This window comes from Fibrobacter sp. UWH5 (assembly GCF_900142505.1).
GTDB lineage: Bacteria > Fibrobacterota > Fibrobacteria > Fibrobacterales > Fibrobacteraceae > Fibrobacter.
Window position 1 is genome coordinate 43112 of sequence record NZ_FRBB01000015.1, and the last position, 17888, is coordinate 60999.

The window sequence follows — 17888 nt, forward strand, 5'->3', positions numbered from 1 at the left end:
AGTATTTACACCTGCTTTCCAAGAACTTCCATCAGTTCCGGAACAGAGATGGGCTTGGACACATGACCATTCATGCCAGCGTCAAAGGCCTTCTGGCGGTCTTCATCAAAAGCATTGGCAGTCACGGCCACCACAGGAATCAAGGCCTTTGCAGAGTCCGTCATCTTGCGGATAGTCCGGGTTGCCTCATAGCCATCCATATTGGGCATCTGGATATCCATCAAGACGGCGTTATAGGTTCCTGCGGGATTCTGCCTAATCTTTTCGACGGCGGCAAGACCGTCTTCAGCCAGATCCACCTCGAATCCCAATTCCTCCAGGATGGACATTGCGATTTCCTGGTTCAGCGGATTGTCTTCTACCAGCAAGATTTTCTTGCCCTTAAAGTCAAAGGCGTTCGACTTAAAAAGTTCTTCGGTAGGATCAATTCCAAGTTCCTTCGCAGACGCATTCTTTATCACCAGGTCGCTAAACTTGAACATCACATTCACCGTGATTTTCGTTCCAACGTTCGGTGTGCTGTCAACGACAATCGTACCGCCCATCATGTCAATGATGTTCTTGGAAATGGCCATCCCCAGGCCCGTTCCCTGAATGCCGCTAACAGTTGATGTTCTTTCGCGACTAAAGGTTTCAAAGATATGATTCCTAAAGTCGGCACTCATACCGATACCCGTATCCGCAACGATAAACTGGTAGTTTGCAAAACCTTCGGGAGCGACTCCACGTTCCACAACCGACACGACCACGCGGCCACCTGGGCGGGTAAACTTGATCGAGTTCCCCACGATATTCAGAATCACCTGTTTCAGCTTCAGGTCATCGGCAAGAACGACCTCGTTGGTAAGGGCGTCATAGAAGCTGATGCTTACACCCTTTGACTGGGCGGTATTCTGCACCATGTCCTGAATTTCGCGGATCATGGAAGGCAAGTGGACTCGGTCTTCGGAAAGTTTGACCTTGCCGCTTTCGATTCGGCTCATGTCAAGCACATTGTTGATCAGCGAAAGCAGATGACTACTAGAGATGGAAATCTTGTTCAGGTAACTTCTAACCGCATCCGTATCCCGCACATGGATCTTCGCCAGGTTAGTAAAGCCAATGATGGCGTTCATGGGCGTACGGATGTCGTGGCTCATGTTGTTCAGGAAGATGGTCTTGGACTGATTGGAGCGTTCCGCCACCGCCAAGGCATTGGACAGCAATTCACGATGTTCCCTTTCCTTTGCCATCAAGTCGTCAACGGTCTTGCATCCAAGAATGATCACATTCTTCTTCAAATTCGAGAAGTAAACCTTGGTAAAGGAGGATTGGGTATAGTGCTTCTTGTTACCCCATTCTGCGCGGTAGGTGCAAATATATTCCGACTGTTCCTTCAGATTTTCAAGAACCACATCCAGAGACGAAGCCCTTAAGACTTCTGAACGATCCTCTTCGCAAACATACTTGTTGGCAAACAATTTCCAGGCCGCGTCATAGCTTTCCTGGTAAATCCAGTCCTTTTCCTTCAGGACCTTTCCGTCTTTCTTAATGGTTAGCGAGAATCCTCTTTCGATGTCCACCAAAATCGCATAGGGATAATCAAGGCTCAAAGCCTCACTGATCTCGACCTGAATCTGGGTCGCATGGTGAGCCTTCTTCATTCCGGAAACATAGAGCGCCAAAATCGTTATGATGACAAAGGTGATCATCGCCATCAGCAGCACGAAGAAAATCAGATTGTCACGTATAAAGTCCGACATGCTGTAATGGCTATGGTATTCCATGTACTTATAGGCCGCATTATTCATGACATTCATATCCATGAGGCTAAAGCCACGGTTCAGCAAGCTGAGCAAGGCGAAATTACCCTTGCGGACACCTACAGAATAGAAAGAACCCTTGCCTATGGGCATAAACTTGAGCTGCGAGAACTCGGCATCGCGCATCAGGGGATTGGCCTTGAAGGTAATCAACAGGGCACTGGAAGCCTTACCATCTTGCACAGCCCTCATACACTCTTCGGCATTGTCCAGCATCAGCCATTCGCTTCCGGGGAACATTTCCCGCATGAACAGGGTCTGCTGCGGCTTGGCGATCATCGCAATCTTCTTGAAAATGGACTTGTTGTAATCGCCCTTGAACACGACGGACATGGGAACGCTCACCAGCTCCGACGAAATCATCACATTGGACTGTTCCGCATACCACCTGTTACTGGGCAGGGGGAAAACCACATCGACACTGCCACTCTGCAATTCCGTAATAGCCTGGCGGAAATTGACGCAAGGGACATAGCGAACCATCAGCTTGCCATCAAGATTCAACTTCTTGAGCCAGGAATCCATGATGTCCTTGAGAACGCCATTCACACGACCATCGGCGCCTCGCGTACAATAGGGCAAGTGGTCCGGAGCGTAAGCCACCTTTAAAACATTGTGCTTTTCGAGCCATTCCTGTTCGCGGCTAGAAAGTTCCGCACTGACTGACTTGCTCCTGTAATACTTGTTTCGGAGGCTTTCTATGAAGGCGCCATCATCGGAATTGATATGTTCAAGAGCGGTGTTCAGTTCGCGCAGCAGGCGATTCGCCCCCTTTCGCACACAGATATAGGATTTCGGGGAAGCGACGAGCACCAGGGGCTTTACATTCATCCCGCGGTCCAAAAACTTGTCGCTCCCGGCAAAGCCATCCACCTCGCCCCTTTCCAGAGCCCTAGGCAATTCGTTCAGGTCGTTGAAATAGACATACTCCAGCTGGGCCCCCTTTTCAGCAGCCCACTTCTTGAGTCCTGTGGTCAAGTTGCTGTTACGCAGGCAGCCGATCCGCTTGCCGTTAAAAGAACTGATGTCCTCTTCAGACATGGAATTGTCGCCACGTTTCGTAAAGATGAAATGGTAATCCACGTCCATGTAATAGTCAGGATATTCCATCTGACCTTTACGTTCATCCATCTTGGCCAGGCCGGCCATGATGTCCACTTCCCCTTTCAGGAACATGTCGAAAATGGCACCCCAATCCCCATAAATGTACTTGTACTGCCAACCGGTATAGTCGGAAACCTGCTGCAGATATTCGTAGCCATAGCCCGACTTGATAGAACTGTCGGCCATACCTTCCTGGAAATGCTTGCTGGAATAGTAACCAACAGTCACAACCTTAGCCTGATTTGTGGAAGAGGCATCAAATTCCTCTGCAAAAGTGCTGGAAACGCCCAAAACAAGGCCCAGCAGCGCAATTACACAGGTCAAAACAAAACTTCGATATTTACAGGAGCGGACAGTCACACACCAACCTTACACTAATTTTCTGTAAGTAATATATAATAAGTTTTCGTGTAAAAGCTAAGTCCGACCCTAAAGCTCGATGGTTTCTTCATCGCTTTTGATGAATGTCATAAGCCGTTCCAGGGTAAGGGCCGCACCCATACGGTCATCGGGGGAAGTACCGCGACGGTCCTGGGGTTCACTGCCCTGGGAAGTTTCGCGGCAATCATGGGAAGTGCCGCGGTGTGAGTCGTCACGGAGGGAGCATTCCCAGACCACCGCCACGCGGATCCCCATCAGGGATAGCTGATGGCGGGTCTTGATATCACGGGCCATATTGTTGTCGAACTTTTCATTCCAGAAATCGGAATTGGACTTAGGGCGACTGGTAAGCTTGCAGCCATGCTGATGCCAGAAACAGCCGTTCACGAAAATGGCCACCCCGTATTTCTGCACGAAGATATCCGGCGTACCGGGCAAGTCGCGACGGTGCAGGCGATAGCGGAACCCCGCCTGAAAAAGTGCACGACGCACCTTCACCTCGGGCTTGGTATCCTCGGAATGGACCGCCCCCATCATCTGGGAACGGGTCATGGGCATCCTGGACTTGCGCCGCCCCTTTCGTTTGCGGTTCTCTTTGACAGCCCCAACCACTTTCAAACCCGCTGGTACTTGAAGTAATAGAACAGCGACCAGGCCGCCCAAAGGCAGCACAGCACCATCCCTGCATAACCCATGGTATAGACCACGTCGGCAATCTTGTCGTGTTTCAGCAGCAGCCCTGTTTCAGACAAAATAAAATTCCAGTCATGGAATCCATAAGGAGCCTCGGCTCCGGTACCGCCGCTAATCAGCATCAGGCGCATATGCAGGGCGTCATCGATATAAGGCGCCACATCGATAAAATTCTCGAAGGCCCACCAGAGACTCACCGAAGCCCCCATCAAGTCGCGGGGCTTGATCCACAACGCAAAGCAAAACACCAGGGGCATGATAATCTGAAAAAGGCTGCCCCCAAGGGAAGTCACCACAGGCTTTCCGAAAATGCCGAATACGATATGCCCCGTTTCATGGACAGGCAAATTCAGGCAATGCAAATATTGGGCGATGGGAGCATCGTACCCCTGCCGGAACAACTGCGCCGAAAAAAAGATCATGGCCACCAGCAGGACCACCCGCAATCCGAAAAACTGCTGACGTCCCAGAGGTCTCGGGTAAAAAAAGAACTGGGCCACTAACGGCCAGGTCTCGGGATCATCCAGGCGCACGTGAGAAAAACGGCTGCGTTTTACCGTAACCAGTTTCAGCGGAACTTGATCTGTAGACTTTCCCTTTTCTGCTGTCATACCCTAAAGATAAACTTTTAATGACCCGACTCCCCCATTTTATTTACCAAACATTCTAGTTTTTAAGTCAGAAAATCAAGCGCTAACTTTATGGGTTCATTATGAAGGTACAGGAACGTTTTTTAAAGTACGTCAGCTTCCATACCACTTCCGATGAGAACTGCGAAAATTGTCCTAGTTCGGAACGTCAGCTTGCATTGGGCAAGTACTTGGCCCAAGAGCTGAACGACATCGGCTTGCAGCAGGTAAAGATGGACGAACACGGCTATGTGTATGGCTTGCTGCCCGCTACCGCCGGCCACGAAGATGACGACGCCACCGCCTTCATTAGCCACATGGATACCTCGCCGGACTTTAGCGGCGAAAATGTGAAGCCCCAGATTATCGAAAATTACGACGGCGGCGATGTTGTGCTGAAAGGTTCCGGCGCCGTGTTGAAAGTGGCCGACTTCCCCACCCTTAAAACTCTGAAGGGCCGCACCCTGATTACCACCGACGGCACCACATTGCTGGGCGCCGACGACAAGGCGGGCATTGCAGAAATCGTTACCGCCATGGAAGAGCTGGTAGCTACCGACCGCCACGCCGAAAGTCGCGGCTACGAGAATCTCTCTGGTCACGGAGACATCTGGGTTTGCTTTACGCCCGACGAAGAAATCGGTCGCGGTGCGGATCTGGTTGACTTGAATTACATGAAGGCCAAGTACGGCTACACCGTTGACGGCGGCTACGAAGGGGACATCGCCTACGAGAACTTCAATGCGGCTAGCGCAAAGTTCATTGTCCACGGCAAGAGCGTTCATCCCGGTGAAGCAAAGGACATCATGAAGAACGCAAGCCTCATAGCTGCGGAAATCGCCATGGCGCTCCCCGCCGACGAAACGCCCGCCATGACCGAAGGCCACCAGGGTTTCTATCACCTGACAGATATGCAAGGCGATGTCAGCGAAGCCACCCTCTGCTACATCGTCCGCGATCATGACAAGAAGCGCTTCGAGGAACGCCAGGAATTTTTACGCCAAGTTGCCGCGAAGTACAATGCGAAATTCGGCGGTACCGCTTTTGCGGATGCAAGTAAGGAACGTGCCGGCGGCAGCGTCGTAGAACTGCAGCTGAAACATTCCTACAGCAACATGCTGGAAGTCATCGAGAAATGCCCCGAAGTTCTGGAACGCGCCCGTGCCGCCATCGAAGCTATCGGCGATGAACTGGCCCGCACAAGTCCTGAAATTTTCGGCAAGGCGGAAAACTGCCTGCAACCCGTAAGCGAACCTGTCCGCGGCGGCACCGACGGCTCCAAGCTCAGCTTTATGGGATTGCCCTGCCCCAACCTTGGAACAGGCGGCTACGGCTACCATGGTCCCTTCGAGCACGTTTCCGTAGAAGCCATGGAAGCCGTGGTAAAGATCATCAAGAAAATCGCCTGCGGGTAAAACAGCGGTCTAAAGGAAAGCCATAAACCTTTGCAAAAGAACCTCCCCAGAGAATTCCGGGGAGGTTTACTTAAATCAAGCTGAAAGTTTTACAACTTTCTTCCCTTTTCGTGCTGTAAGTTCATAGCCTAAAGGGGCAAGTAATGCGGTCAATGTTTTTAGCGTTACATTAACAGGCTGCATGGCTCGCAAATTTTGAATGACTGAAGTCGAAATCCCTGAAAGACTTGACAACTTACGAACGCTGATTTTTTCCTGAGCCATTGCCTCAAGCAACAACTCAGACAAAAGGAAATTTGCGTATTCCTTGTCAAAGGCTTCCTTTTGCTTAGGATCTTCCATCATTTTATCAAATGTTGATTTAGCCTTTGACATAATATACTCCAGCGATTACTCGTTTTTCGTAGTTTTCTTTTCTGCTGATTGCTTTTGATTTTTCTTCTTCCGGAAGCTTCTGACCTTTTTTACAAAAAGCATTCGTCACAATGATTTTCTTGCCTGTATAAAAGAAAGACAGAAACCTATTCGGCTGAGGTTTAAACGCATAAATCTTATCGCCTTCATTTCTAAACTTTGTAAGATCAGAAATACGGCCAAAATCACCCATACGTTTAAAAAGCATCATTACCTTTCTTTTGCTTACATCATTCAATCCATTGAAAAAATCTAAAGCATCACTTTTTCCTTGCTCATCATAAAACCATTCGATGGTGTACGATGAACCATTGTATGCAACAATCTCTTCCAAATGTATCTCCTTTTTGATACACTGTCAAGGGTATGACATCTATATTTTATACTCACAAAATCGGCGCAAATTGAAAACACGGAATCATTGCCTGAGATTCCATTCCCTGTAATTACCATGAAATTTATTTAGGGAGCCTTTCGTTCCCAGCCCTACGCGCACAGTCAAGAGGCTTGCCTCCTCTCTCAGGTTCTGCGGAGATGCCAAATACGGCACGCCCCCACGACTTGCAGCAGAGAATTTATGATGCCCTACGTATAGGGATTAGCAATTCAACCAAAATATAATCTATGCGAGAATCATTTGCAAGACACTGTCGTTATGCAGTCAACGATGCAATTGCGAACACACTGTATTCGCAATCAGTGAATTTGTTATATTCCTAAAAAACTGTAGGCTTAAATGAAATTCATTCTTTTTCTTATTGCACTAGCCTTGATTGCTTGTTCAAATTCAGGTATTCGAAAATACCCGAATGGTCAATTAGTACAGCAGGGTTTCAAAGAAAATGGTGTGGAAGGCGTTGATAAATTTTACCCCTCCGGCGCCCTTATGGAGCACAATGAATTTCATGGGGCAGACCGTAGCAACTCAACTATCACTACCTACTACGAAAATGGTTCTATGGAATGCAAGGGTTCTTTCGCGAAGGGAATCCAACAAGGCGACTTTCTCTGCTATTTCCCATCGGGAGCATTGCACGTTTCTGTTAGTGAAAACGGCCATGTAAAGCAATTCTACGAATCAGGCATTCTACTTCAAGAATACTTTATAGAAAATGGCAAGGTGGAGGGAGACTTCATCAGCAATTATCCGGATGGTAGGTTACAATACAGATGCAAGTACAAAAATGACCACGAAATTTCCCGTGAGATTTTTTTCAAAGATGGTCAGATAAAAACTGAGTCAAAAGAAAGTAACGGCAGCAATCCGAATAATCAAAAGACAAGGCCAAATATTCATGTAAGCTACTCATTTCATTCTAATGGGATGCTGGCTCGAAAGGCAATTTTTATTGCAGGACGTTCCGTAGGAAAGGAGTTCAGTTATTCAACTGATGGTAAAATAAATGCCGAAAGGATTTTTGCCTTTAGTGTCCAACAAGGGTTTCAACGAGAATACTATCGCAATGGAAATCTTAGAAATGATTTTGTCATTTACCTTTCGGAATCAGGCAACCACTATGATACCTACTACCATAAATTATTTGACGAAGATGGAAATCTTAAATACTACAAGGATTCCTTGACCGAAAAATTTTTCTATGAAAACGGAAACCTAAAATCGCTAAAAGATTCCACAGGAGAATATTCATATAACGAGGATGGATCGCTAAAAAAAGAAATCGTAAATGGAATTGTACATTGGATAGACAGGGATTGGAACGATTCCTCCAAAATATGCGAATCCTGGAAAGACTCCCTGAACAACGAATACAAAGGCAAATGCACCAATGCAAAAGGCGCTATCATAAGTGAATTCTTTGAAAAAGGAAGAATCGATAACGCGACGGTACCCATTCAGAAAAAAAGAATCTATTCCGATAATGGCATCCTAATTTTTAGTTCTGAAAAACAAGATAGTCTGGTAAAGGAAACAGACTTTTACGAAAGCGGTAAACTTTGGATTCAAAAGGAATACTACCTAGAAGGATACAGGCGCAAACTGATTTACTTCAAGGAATATTCCGAAGATGAAATCACAATTCGCGATTACCAGGTTATCGAGGTAGACGGGGTGCGCAAGGCCATTTGTCACTTCAAGGACTTTGAGGGAAATGATGTTGAAGTTCCTCCACGTCGTCGTAACAGACCTTTTAGTATGCAGGACGAAGTGAATGGCTGCATTCGCAAGGAAAGACCGAAGTACGAATACGTGGACAAGTGCGAAGTTTATTAGGAAATATTAAAATGCAATGAAGCTACCGAGAAATCCTCGGTAGCTTTTTTACATCCGATGCTAGATCCTCGCCTGCGCGAGGATGACACAACGGGGCAAGGACTTTGCGAGTACTATCCCAACTGTCCGGGAAGCACTTTCTTTTCCTTGGGCGGGAACTGCTTATCGAATTCCTCCACGTCGGCTTCACTTACAAAGTAAGGCGCTGGGTCACGGTAGGAACCGCTCACTCCATCCAGAAAGCCAGGCGTCAATTCCCGAATCAGGAAATAGGGTGCGTCGCTGTCAGGATCGTCGGCGTAGCGGATACCCTTGGACGTTGCAGTGACAAAACCGCACTTGCCGTAGAACTGGATGTTACCGCACATGGCGATACATCCGGCGCCCATCTGGCGGGCACGTTCCAGGGCGTAGTCCAGCAGCATCTTGCCAAGACCCTTGTGTTGCATGTCGGGGCGAACGCTGATAGGCGGCGTCACCGATGATTTCAGCATGGCCTACATTCATGTGGAACTGAAGGAATGGAATTCCAAGCAGCTGGACATCGATATCGATAGCGCACAAACTCTGGTTCGCAAGTATTTCCCCAAGGCAGATGTTGGCGTAGAAGGTTACGCCGTAGAACAATCCTCCATGAACAACAAACTGGTGGAAGGTGAAATCAAATCCGTCTGCATCTCCTTCGTAGTAATTGCGCTGCTTTTGATTGCCTCCTTCATGAGCGTAAAAACTGGTCTTATCGGCATGATCCCCAACGTGGCACCCATCCTTGTGATTGGCGGCGTCATGGGCGCATGCGCCTTCAGCATGGACATGATGACCATGATGGTGATTCCCATGGCCATCGGCATTGCGGTGGACGATACCATCCATTTCGTGAACCATTCCAAGCTCTGCTTTGAACGATGCGGCAACTACCGCGAATCCATTCTCGCCACCTTCAGAGACGTGGGCAAGAGCATGGTCAGCACCACCATCATTCTCTGCATGATGTTCCTCGCCTACATGGTCAGCCCCGTCACCATCTTTTTCAGAGTGGGCCTCATGGCAACCATCGGCCTCGTCACCGCATTGATCGCCGACTTCACCATCACACCAGTGCTGATTATGCTGACGAAGCCCTTCGGGAAGGAAACGGGGAAGTGAGATTGCAATCTTCTCGCGAAGGTCAAGAAAATTATAAATTGCTTTTTAGATTTGCAAATTCTTTTTTATTTTCATTCTTTAAGAGTTGTATGAAGAGAACGTTATACCTCATTCTTATTCTTACGCTTTTGCTAACGGGATGCAGCACTGTTATGCGTCCTCCTTCTGCAGTAGCCTTTATGGAAAGCTATGACAAGAACACAGTCACTGCAAACGCCAACATTTCTTTATATGGTGGCGACTTGAATCGTGGCGGTAAAACAGACAACGACATTGATGATGTCCGTCATCAAGAATGGGTATTTGACTATGCAGCATCCATTTTCAAAAATTTTTCTTTTTTCAGTATCGGCGGAGGAGTTCAGACATTCACCCAGTTTCTTCAAACAGGATTTATCTCGCCTTATTTAGGAATTACAGGATGGTGTTCCTTAATTCCCAGTTCTGCTGGAGGCATGATCATTCAGCAAATTCCCATTGGAGACAACATAAAAATCGGATTCACAGAACATTTCTCAAGAAACGGACGTGAAGAATACAAAATCGAATTTGGTGCAATCCCTGAAAAAATGCCAAGTCCCAAATTCTATCGCGAAGCTGGCGCAGGGTTTTACGTTTCCATCATCAAACGCTTTGCTCTGGAATTTCGTTACGGCAGAGACTTAGATAATGAACAAAATAGATTTGCATTAACCGTAGACATTTTTGCAAATCTCAACGAAAAGAACGATGGTAACGAATAATATTTTGGCTCCGTCAAGCCATTCCACACCATTTCGCCCGCATGTCACCATCGGCCTCGTCACCGCCATGGTCGCCGACTTCACTTCAGCTTAAATTCACAATCTCCACCATTTCTGCCGGAGTTACAATATTTGACTGTTCGGGGAAATGCTTGATGTTCCCGGTTATCAAATAGGCATCTTCGTCAGCCTTGCCCATCGTAATTTCGTAAAATACGAGATCATCCATATCGGGCAGCACCATTCCGGTCTCAAGACGATCCACATTCATTCCGAAGGTCTTGATAGACTCCAAAAGGAACTGAATGCGTGGCTCTGGAAAACGGAACTTTGAGCGCCTTAGAACCTCGCCATATTCTTCAAGAATTTCTTCGTTGTACAGCGGAACTATCTTGCCTTCAAGCATCATACGTACAACGACAACTGTCGCGGAATCATCACGACGTGCCATCAAAGCAGAAACCAGGACATTTGTATCAAACGTCGCAAGAATCACTTATACGCCTTGGCCTTGCTTCTTTCCCTGACGCACTGAATTTCAGCATTGATTTCATCCAAGGACATTTCCTGCAAGTTCCTTGCACCAGCACGCATCGCATAAAAATTTTCCAATGCCTGTGCTCTCGAGATCGACTCCTTGGATTCAATCTCAAACGGGATTTTTTTCTGGATCAAGACCTGATTCAAAAAAAGCCTAATCGCAGTGGTCATATCAAGACCAACAGACTGAAAAAATTCTTCAGCTTCCTTTTTCAAGGAAGTTTCTACACGCGTTTGAATGACTGTCGTTTCCATCGTTTACCTCAGTATAAATATAATACTTTAGTAATACAAAAGCAATAGTTTAACACTTATTAAAATTTCACGCTTTCCAATCTACTCCATTATTACAAAAAGACGAACAAACAATTGCGTTTTCAAAAAAAAGATTTGACCTTTATTTAATTTGACTATTGCTTGAACTTCTAATAAATTACACTTATAAAAGCAAAATATCGACTTTTTAACTGTTTACAGCTAAATTTATCCTTATGAACGGAAAGGCTATGAAATCTCTCGTAATCTACATTCACGGGAAAGGCGGCAATGCTGCAGAAGATGAACATTACAAGCCTCTTTTTCCTGATTGTGAAGTCATGGGTTTTGACTACAAGGCAGAAAATCCCTGGGACGCCAAGGACGAATTTATCAAATACCTTGAATCTGTTTCCGCAGGCTATGATCAGGTCTATCTTGTCGCCAACAGCATCGGTGCATACTTTTCGATGATTTCCCTTAGTTCATCCCGAATCACAAAAGCTTATTTCATTTCGCCCATGGTGGATATGGAAAAGCTGATTTGCGATATGATGATGTGGGCTGGCGTTTCCGAAGATGAACTTTGCGAAAAGAAAACCATCGCCACGGGCTTCGGCGAAACCCTTTCCTGGGAATACCTAAGTTACGTCCGCAATCATCCTATCCAGTGGAATGTTCCCACCAAGATTCTTTACGGCTCCAAGGACAATCTTGTCTCCTTAGAAACCATCACCAAGTTTGCTAATAAAATCAATGCGCCTCTCACCGTCATGGAAGGCGGCGAACATTGGTTCCACACCGACGAGCAAATGGAATTCTTGGATGAATGGATAAAGCTACCGGGAAATTCTCGGTAGAATCAATTACAGTAGTTAGAATGTTTTCTTATTATCTTCTTGATTTTCATGAGTTGTTCAAGTTAGAAAAAACACTCTTTTATTTAATTCCAATTCTCATTGGTTTTGCATTTGCAATTTTATATTGGCAACCGAAATTCAAAAAATCTTTTTTTAGAAAAGCCTTTCTCGTTCTGTGGGCGATTGATCTTGTCTACATAATTTATGAACTGCTCTTGAGGCAAACGAGTTTTATATCACCCTCTAGAGTAGATGCCAGACCCACGGACATTGCAATCATCGCCCTTGTTCTAGTTGCGTTTTCTATATCCTGCGTTGTAAGCTACTTCTTTAAGCCTAGAAAAATTTGGTCATGGTTATATGTAGTGCTGTTATCCATACTCTCGTATGTCGGCTTCTCTTATATTTACTGGATTGATTTTCGTGAACCTGTCGCCCATATTGACGACAAAGTTCTAACAGAAACGAGCTGTTACGATTATGAAATAATTTACGAAGAATTTGGAGGTGAAGTAATTTTTGATTCTGACGATTCAACCCAAGAACACTTCAATAGCCACGGCGACAATGCCTATTTTCCAAGCTACTACGCCAAGGGAGATTCCGTCTATTTTTGTTACCGTTATCGTAAATGCGATGGAATTACCTGGCGCGTGGCACTCGAAAATAAACAGGATACGACATTTTCTATTGAAGCTACGGAAATGGAACCTTGCATACCTAAACTGATTAACAGAGAGGAGACCGCAAAAATCCAAAAGCTGAAAAAAGACATTGATCGCTACCAACAGGAATATTCAGCAAATCATTACCTTGATGGTTCTTATCTGTATTTAACTTTAAACGATTATGGGCAGAAAAAAGTTCGAAAATTATTCTTGGGCAACCCTGACGAATCTGTTCCCAAAGCCTTGGAAATATTTCAACTTGTAAACTCCTTAAAACCAGCGGATCGTCCGCAGAAGCGCGATTTTGATGACGAATGTAGAGAACGCTCCAAGGCACTGAATGCGCTGATGGAGGAGTACGGGCAAGCTCATAGCGATCGTGGCAAATACTTAATTTATTAAACGGATATAAAAACCTCCCCGGGAAAAAACCGAGGAGGCTTTTTTGATACTACCCTAGTTGCCCGGGCAACACCTTCTTTTCCTTAGGCGGGAACTGCTTATCGAATTCCTCCACGTCTTTATCGTCGACGAAGTAGGGCGAAGGATCGCGATAACTTCCGCGGATGCCATCCAGAAAACCAGGCGTCAACTCCCGAATCAGGAAGTAGGGCGCGTCGCCATCAGGATCGTCCGCGTAGCGGATACCCTTGGACGTTGCAACTGCAAAACCGCACTTGCCGTAGAACTGGATGTTACCGCACATGGCGATACATCCGGCACCCATTTGGCGGGCACGTTCCAGGGCATAGTCCAGCAGCATCTTGCCTAAACCCTTACGCTGCATGTCGGGTCGGACGCTGATAGGCCCGAAGGTCATCATGCGCAGGCGCTGCGGTTCCTGCGCGGTCTCCCCAGCCTGAGCGGAACCGGCCTGCGGGTCCACCAGAATTTCGCTCCAGGCGAACATGACATGGGCGAGAATTTCGCGACCCACTGCCTCGCGACAGTTTTCACCTGCGGAAAGCCCGCAGTTCCCAGGGCCTTCCAGCACCAGGCTCAATTCGGGAATAAAGTCCGGATGGTTCCTGTAGCAATGAAGCACGTAATGTTCCGAGCATCCGGGACGATAGACGTTCCAGAAAGCTTCACGGGTCAAGTTTTCAACAGCAGAGAAATCGGCAGGCTGTTCCTGTCGGATAGTGTATTCAGAATTAATAGACATTGTTTATTTCCTTTTTTAGTGTGAAAGGATACGAGTCACGCCACCCGGCGCAACCCGCATTAAACAATGTCCCAGTTTTGGATTCGACCGAAGCCGAAATTATGGATTAAGAACATCCAACTCCGTAATAAAGGTTCGGTTATAATATACTCATTTTTCAAGGGAGTGGTCACAATCCTGCCGTAATTTCTACATTGTCCATAAACACAATCGGCGACTTCCAAGGCGCCACGAGAGGCTTTTATGCAGACTAAGGAATTCAAGACCAGCGGCACCTGCGCCCAGCTCATCACTTTCGACTACGAAAACGGCAAGATGTACAACCTCAACTTCATGGGTGGCTGCAACGGCAACCTGAAAGCCATCGGCAAGCTCTGCGAAGGCAAGGACATGAAGGAAATCGCCGACATCCTGGAAGGCAACACCTGCAACGGAAAATCCACTTCCTGCGCCGACCAGCTGGCCAAGGCCATCCGGGAAGTACTTTAATCTATCCCGGAGTCGCGCAAGCCACGCGCGCCCTTATTTTTAATTATATTTGACTTCCCGCGACAATAGCCCCGACAAAAGCCGGACTGTGGGAAAACTGCGAGAGTGGCGGAATTGGCAGACGCGCCAGACTTAGGATCTGGTACCTCGGTGTGTGGGTTCGACTCCCACCCCTCGCATAAAAAAGACCTCGTAGCTCGCGCTGCGGGGTCTTTTTTTGGGGGGTTAGGAGGAATCCGTCTATACGTAGAACTTTCCACTGCAGGCCAGCAGACCCAACATGTAGAGAAGTCCGTCGTAGTAACGCCAGGTACCCGTAGGAACTTCCAGGTTCCACAGGTCTTCGGCAAAAGGCTTGATCAGCGGATCGCCTTCGGGCAGCGCAATAGTTGCAGCACCGTTCATACCGATAAGGCCACCGGTAGCCAGACGTGCTTCACGGAAGAATCCGGAGCCGTCGATGTAGGAGTCGGCCACATAGGGGCGGTGGTCATTAAAGTAATTCAGCAGGCGGCGGATTTCCGCGATTTCCCATTCACGGACTGCGGCTACGTTGTCGGGCAAGGTACCGGCCACACCCACTGCGGTGTCATTCCCGGCAGCGGCCAGCTGGGCACGTTCCAGGTTCTTTGCATCCAGCGCAATGTTCCAGGCTACGCGCCAGGCGTCACCGCAGAAGCAGTGGCTTGCATCGTGCCAGGGAGTCTTGCGGGGAGTGCCATCAAATTCGCTGTAGTCTGCAGCCATACCCGTTACCGGGTGGCAAGCCTTCTTCAGGTACTCAAAACTGTTGGCGGCAATCTTCTTCCAGAAATCCACATCCTGGTCAGCGGTCACTGCGCCGTCACTTCCAGCGGAGCCAGCGACAGAACTAGAAGCGGCCCCCGCGACAGAACAAGCGACACCGGCGATACCCTTGGCTTCAGCAACCTTGCAGGCTTCACCGTACATGCGGTAGAATGCCAGCGTGTTGTAGCTGGGGTCCGTGTAGTCATTCCCCTTCATAGGAGAGAATCGCACAAGACCAGCCTTCCGGTCCATCATGGTGAACACTTCTTCCGTTTCCGGCTTGTAGGCCATATCGTGAAGCAGCTTCACCGCTTCCTTCAGGTATTCATCACATCCAAAAACCTTGGCGCCATAAATCAGCGCGATCGCAAAATATTCCTCGCCATCGGGAGCGGGGCCCGAATCCATCATGGAAAAATCCTTGGTGGAAACCTGCCAGGAATAATAACCTTCCAGGGCGCCTTCCTTGTTGCGCATGTAGCGCCTGGAGAAATTCCAGAGTCTGTCGAACAAGTCGCGCTTGCCCATGAGGGCGGCAATAGTCATGCCATAGCTCATGCCCTCGGAACGGATGTCCGTGTGGCCGATATCTACGATGTAGGCCAGGTCATCGCCGTGGTTAAAGCACACGCGCTCATTTTCGGGATCGCCCTCGAAGAGCTGCCCAAAGGCGGTCTGAAGCTTGGCCTCAATTTCTGCGGGAGTCTTCCCGATCTGTTCAAAAACGCTCTTCATAACACAACTTCCCTGAACGTCACGACGAACCTGTCCGACATCCATGACTTTTTCGTTCACCTTTTTTTTTAAAAGTTTGCTTTGTAAAACCCGGCCGAGGCCGGGTTCCTGCGAACCCAAATTATTTCAGTTCCACTACAGCGGACTTGCCGTTTGCGGTCACCTTATACTTGCCCGGATAGCCGCGGAACTTAACCACGTCACCTTCAGCCTTGAAAGTTCCGTTAGTGGTCCACACCTTGTGCCACAGGTCGTAAATCAACTTGGCTGCAGGCTTTTCACGACCATCGGAAGCGATGATACCGCCGTTCTGGACCCAGTGACGGTTATCCCAGAAGCCCCACAGCAGAATACCTTCGATGGCGGGGTGGCTGAAGAAGGAGCGGAGCACGATTTCGTAGCGGCGGGCCTGTTCGTCTTCGCCAAAGTACATGCCCTTCTGCCAGTCGCCAAAGTCAAGTTCAGTCACCTTGATGGGAAGACCAAGTTCAGCAAGGCGGTCAAGGCGGGCACGGATAAAGGCAGGATTGATGGCGCGGTCGCCAAAGTGGCACTGCACACCGATACCATGAACAGGAATCTTGCGGTCAAGCATACCCTTCACAAGGTCATAGAGACGTTCGGTTTCGCCGGCAGAGACAACCTGATATTCGTTGACGAACAGACGGGCGTCGGGATCAGCGCGATGAGCCCACACATGGGCGCTATCCAGAAGGTCCCAACCGCACTTGTTAAAGAGGAACGGTTCATGGAAGGCTTCGTTCCATACGTCATATTCCTTGATGCGGCCCTTGTATTCCTTAAGGTCGCGATCGATACGGGCCTTCAGCTTCTGACCGATTTCCTTGCAGCTGCCCTTCATGCTGAAGTGCTTGTCGTAACCGTAACCCTGGATACCCCACATAAGGGTGTGGGCACGGAAGCCCCACTTGTAGGCGTCTACATAATCCAGATACTGCTTGAATTCGTCGCGGCGGATCTTGCCCTTCTTGGGTTCGTATTCCGGCCACTTGAACTGGTTTTCGGGAACGCCATACCAGAAGTACTTATTGGCAGTCTTGCGGTACCAGGTTTCGATACTGTCCTTGGAGGGATACAGCGCAAGTGCAGTTCCGAAGGGGAATGCATGACGGATCAGTTCCACCTTCACATCGGAAGCACCCTTCATGGAATCCGGCAAGGTCAAGGTAAAGTCCTTCTTGCGCAGGCTATCGATACGGGCGGCATTATTGGCATACCAGGTGGTATCATTCATGCCTTCGGCCTTGGTGATTTCCACATCGTCCATCTGGAGCCAGCCCTTGGCCAAGCCCACATGGAAGGTAATGTTGTTCACGCCGTAACCCTTCTGGTCGGCGAGGAAGGTCATGGAATATTCCTTCCATTCGTTGGTCAGCATAAAGGAAGCGCTTTCCTTCTGACGCCAGTCGGGAGCACCGCCCTGGACGATGGCGTTAATAGGCATGTTGCCCTTGGCCTTGAAAGTCAAGGTATAGTAGGCGGAATCGGCCAGCCACTTGGGCGGCTGAAGCTGCAGACCCCAGGACGGGTTGGGCAGATCAGTCACTTCAAGGCGAACGCCTTCGCTGGCCACACCGTCACCGGCGTCAGTACCGAAACCAGCTTCGCACAGCTTGCTGGTATATTTTGCAGGACCATCGGGATTATTCCAGATATACCAGCCACCGTCACCGTAGCTACAGTCACCATTGGTAAGCAGGCCCGCAAAAGAGGATGCGGCTGCGACAGTGGAAATTGCGATAATCTTTTTCAGCATTTTTATTCCAGAAGGTTGATGTGAGGGCATAGCCCATTCCGTTTTACAAA

18 protein-coding genes and 1 tRNA gene are annotated in these 17888 nt (G+C 48.2%); 8 read left to right on the plus strand and 11 right to left on the minus strand.

Going from position 1 to position 17888, the window contains the following annotated elements; all coding sequences use genetic code 11:
* Nucleotides 1-5 precede the first annotated feature (5 nt).
* The 3 genes from BUB38_RS11700 to BUB38_RS11710 all read right to left on the minus strand — a co-directional run bounded on the left by BUB38_RS11700 (nt 6) and on the right by BUB38_RS11710 (nt 4591).
* Nucleotides 6-3230, minus strand: a complete 3225-nt coding sequence (locus BUB38_RS11700; protein ID WP_073160748.1) for a response regulator — start codon at nt 3228-3230, stop codon at nt 6-8.
* Between the two features lie 105 nt (nt 3231-3335).
* Nucleotides 3336-3899, minus strand: coding sequence for a very short patch repair endonuclease (locus tag BUB38_RS11705; protein WP_254794952.1), 564 nt, complete (start codon nt 3897-3899; stop codon nt 3336-3338).
* Between the two features lie 2 nt (nt 3900-3901).
* Nucleotides 3902-4591: a hypothetical protein gene (locus BUB38_RS11710; RefSeq protein WP_254794949.1), complete on the minus strand. Its 690-nt coding sequence runs from the start codon at nt 4589-4591 to the stop codon at nt 3902-3904.
* Nucleotides 4592-4692: 101 nt separating this feature from the next.
* Between BUB38_RS11710 and pepT the strand changes: the two genes are divergently transcribed.
* Complete coding sequence (gene pepT, locus BUB38_RS11715; RefSeq protein WP_073160752.1) at nt 4693-6024, plus strand: peptidase T; 1332 nt, start codon at nt 4693-4695, stop codon at nt 6022-6024.
* A 75-nt stretch (nt 6025-6099) separates the two neighbouring features.
* Here pepT and BUB38_RS11720 read toward each other — a convergent pair whose 3' ends face one another.
* Together BUB38_RS11720 and BUB38_RS11725 are read right to left on the minus strand one after the other, a co-directional pair.
* Nucleotides 6100-6399, minus strand: a complete 300-nt coding sequence (locus BUB38_RS11720; RefSeq protein WP_073160754.1) for a helix-turn-helix domain-containing protein — start codon at nt 6397-6399, stop codon at nt 6100-6102.
* Nucleotides 6386-6772, minus strand: a complete 387-nt coding sequence (locus tag BUB38_RS11725; protein WP_073160756.1) for a type II toxin-antitoxin system RelE/ParE family toxin — start codon at nt 6770-6772, stop codon at nt 6386-6388. The genes BUB38_RS11720 and BUB38_RS11725 overlap by 14 nt, the downstream gene beginning before the upstream one ends.
* A gap of 402 nt (nt 6773-7174) precedes the next feature.
* Here BUB38_RS11725 and BUB38_RS11730 point away from each other — a divergent pair, with 402 nt between their 5' ends.
* Complete coding sequence (locus BUB38_RS11730; RefSeq protein ID WP_073160758.1) at nt 7175-8671, plus strand: toxin-antitoxin system YwqK family antitoxin; 1497 nt, start codon at nt 7175-7177, stop codon at nt 8669-8671.
* A 113-nt stretch (nt 8672-8784) separates the two neighbouring features.
* Here BUB38_RS11730 and BUB38_RS11735 read toward each other — a convergent pair whose 3' ends face one another.
* A complete protein-coding gene (locus BUB38_RS11735) occupies nt 8785-9165 on the minus strand; it encodes a GNAT family N-acetyltransferase (protein ID WP_073160851.1) in 381 nt (126 codons plus the stop codon).
* Between BUB38_RS11735 and BUB38_RS11740 the strand changes: the two genes are divergently transcribed.
* Together BUB38_RS11740 and BUB38_RS11745 are read left to right on the plus strand one after the other, a co-directional pair.
* On the plus strand, nt 9164-9817 hold the full coding sequence (locus BUB38_RS11740; RefSeq protein ID WP_175547682.1) for an efflux RND transporter permease subunit: 654 nt from the start codon (nt 9164-9166) through the stop codon (nt 9815-9817). The genes BUB38_RS11735 and BUB38_RS11740 overlap by 2 nt on opposite strands.
* Before the next feature lie 179 nt (nt 9818-9996).
* Nucleotides 9997-10560, plus strand: a complete 564-nt coding sequence (locus tag BUB38_RS11745; protein WP_175547683.1) for a hypothetical protein — start codon at nt 9997-9999, stop codon at nt 10558-10560.
* Nucleotides 10561-10645: 85 nt separating this feature from the next.
* Here BUB38_RS11745 and BUB38_RS11750 read toward each other — a convergent pair whose 3' ends face one another.
* Both BUB38_RS11750 and BUB38_RS11755 read right to left on the minus strand, forming a co-directional pair.
* Nucleotides 10646-11056, minus strand: coding sequence for a PIN domain-containing protein (locus BUB38_RS11750; protein ID WP_073160764.1), 411 nt, complete (start codon nt 11054-11056; stop codon nt 10646-10648).
* Nucleotides 11053-11355: a type II toxin-antitoxin system RelB/DinJ family antitoxin gene (locus BUB38_RS11755; protein WP_073160766.1), complete on the minus strand. Its 303-nt coding sequence runs from the start codon at nt 11353-11355 to the stop codon at nt 11053-11055. Before BUB38_RS11755 ends, BUB38_RS11750 begins: the two co-directional genes overlap by 4 nt.
* A 251-nt stretch (nt 11356-11606) precedes the next feature.
* On the opposite strand from BUB38_RS11755, the gene BUB38_RS11760 reads away from it, so the two are divergent.
* A complete protein-coding gene (locus BUB38_RS11760) occupies nt 11607-12215 on the plus strand; it encodes an alpha/beta hydrolase (RefSeq protein WP_073160768.1) in 609 nt (202 codons plus the stop codon).
* Complete coding sequence (locus BUB38_RS11765; RefSeq protein ID WP_139258427.1) at nt 12185-13285, plus strand: hypothetical protein; 1101 nt, start codon at nt 12185-12187, stop codon at nt 13283-13285. Before BUB38_RS11760 ends, BUB38_RS11765 begins: the two co-directional genes overlap by 31 nt.
* 49 nt (nt 13286-13334) lie before the next feature.
* On the opposite strand, the gene BUB38_RS11770 is transcribed toward BUB38_RS11765, so the two are convergent.
* Nucleotides 13335-14048 (minus strand): GNAT family N-acetyltransferase, encoded by a 714-nt coding sequence (locus tag BUB38_RS11770; RefSeq protein ID WP_073160772.1) that lies wholly within the window; start codon nt 14046-14048, stop codon nt 13335-13337.
* Nucleotides 14049-14291: 243 nt separating this feature from the next.
* On the opposite strand from BUB38_RS11770, the gene BUB38_RS11775 reads away from it, so the two are divergent.
* Together BUB38_RS11775 and BUB38_RS11780 are read left to right on the plus strand one after the other, a co-directional pair.
* Nucleotides 14292-14537, plus strand: a complete 246-nt coding sequence (locus BUB38_RS11775) for a TIGR03905 family TSCPD domain-containing protein (protein ID WP_073160774.1) — start codon at nt 14292-14294, stop codon at nt 14535-14537.
* Nucleotides 14538-14636: 99 nt separating this feature from the next.
* A tRNA-Leu gene (locus BUB38_RS11780) sits at nt 14637-14716 on the plus strand.
* A gap of 61 nt (nt 14717-14777) precedes the next feature.
* Here BUB38_RS11780 and BUB38_RS11785 read toward each other — a convergent pair.
* Nucleotides 14778-16121, minus strand: a complete 1344-nt coding sequence (locus BUB38_RS11785) for a glycosyl hydrolase family 8 (RefSeq protein ID WP_254794950.1) — start codon at nt 16119-16121, stop codon at nt 14778-14780.
* Between the two features lie 61 nt (nt 16122-16182).
* Nucleotides 16183-17838, minus strand: a complete 1656-nt coding sequence (locus tag BUB38_RS11790; RefSeq protein WP_073160776.1) for an endo-1,4-beta-xylanase — start codon at nt 17836-17838, stop codon at nt 16183-16185.
* Between the last annotated feature and the right edge of the window lie 50 nt (nt 17839-17888).

Excerpts from the sequence above, each read along its gene's own strand:
- BUB38_RS11710 (WP_254794949.1), bottom strand. The coding sequence starts at position 4,591 with ATGACAGCAGAAAAGGGAAAGTCTACAGATCAAGTTCCGCTGAAACTG.
- pepT (WP_073160752.1), top strand. The coding sequence starts at position 4,693 with ATGAAGGTACAGGAACGTTTTTTAAAGTACGTCAGCTTCCATACCACT.
- BUB38_RS11720 (WP_073160754.1), bottom strand. The coding sequence starts at position 6,399 with ATGTCAAAGGCTAAATCAACATTTGATAAAATGATGGAAGATCCTAAG.
- BUB38_RS11730 (WP_073160758.1), top strand. The coding sequence starts at position 7,175 with ATGAAATTCATTCTTTTTCTTATTGCACTAGCCTTGATTGCTTGTTCA.
- BUB38_RS11740 (WP_175547682.1), top strand. The coding sequence starts at position 9,164 with ATGGCCTACATTCATGTGGAACTGAAGGAATGGAATTCCAAGCAGCTG.
- BUB38_RS11735 (WP_073160851.1), bottom strand. The coding sequence starts at position 9,165 with ATGCTGAAATCATCGGTGACGCCGCCTATCAGCGTTCGCCCCGACATG.
- BUB38_RS11745 (WP_175547683.1), top strand. The coding sequence starts at position 9,997 with ATGGAAAGCTATGACAAGAACACAGTCACTGCAAACGCCAACATTTCT.
- BUB38_RS11755 (WP_073160766.1), bottom strand. The coding sequence starts at position 11,355 with ATGGAAACGACAGTCATTCAAACGCGTGTAGAAACTTCCTTGAAAAAG.
- BUB38_RS11760 (WP_073160768.1), top strand. The coding sequence starts at position 11,607 with ATGAAATCTCTCGTAATCTACATTCACGGGAAAGGCGGCAATGCTGCA.
- BUB38_RS11765 (WP_139258427.1), top strand. The coding sequence starts at position 12,185 with ATGGATAAAGCTACCGGGAAATTCTCGGTAGAATCAATTACAGTAGTT.
- BUB38_RS11770 (WP_073160772.1), bottom strand. The coding sequence starts at position 14,048 with ATGTCTATTAATTCTGAATACACTATCCGACAGGAACAGCCTGCCGAT.
- BUB38_RS11775 (WP_073160774.1), top strand. The coding sequence starts at position 14,292 with ATGCAGACTAAGGAATTCAAGACCAGCGGCACCTGCGCCCAGCTCATC.
- BUB38_RS11790 (WP_073160776.1), bottom strand. The coding sequence starts at position 17,838 with ATGCTGAAAAAGATTATCGCAATTTCCACTGTCGCAGCCGCATCCTCT.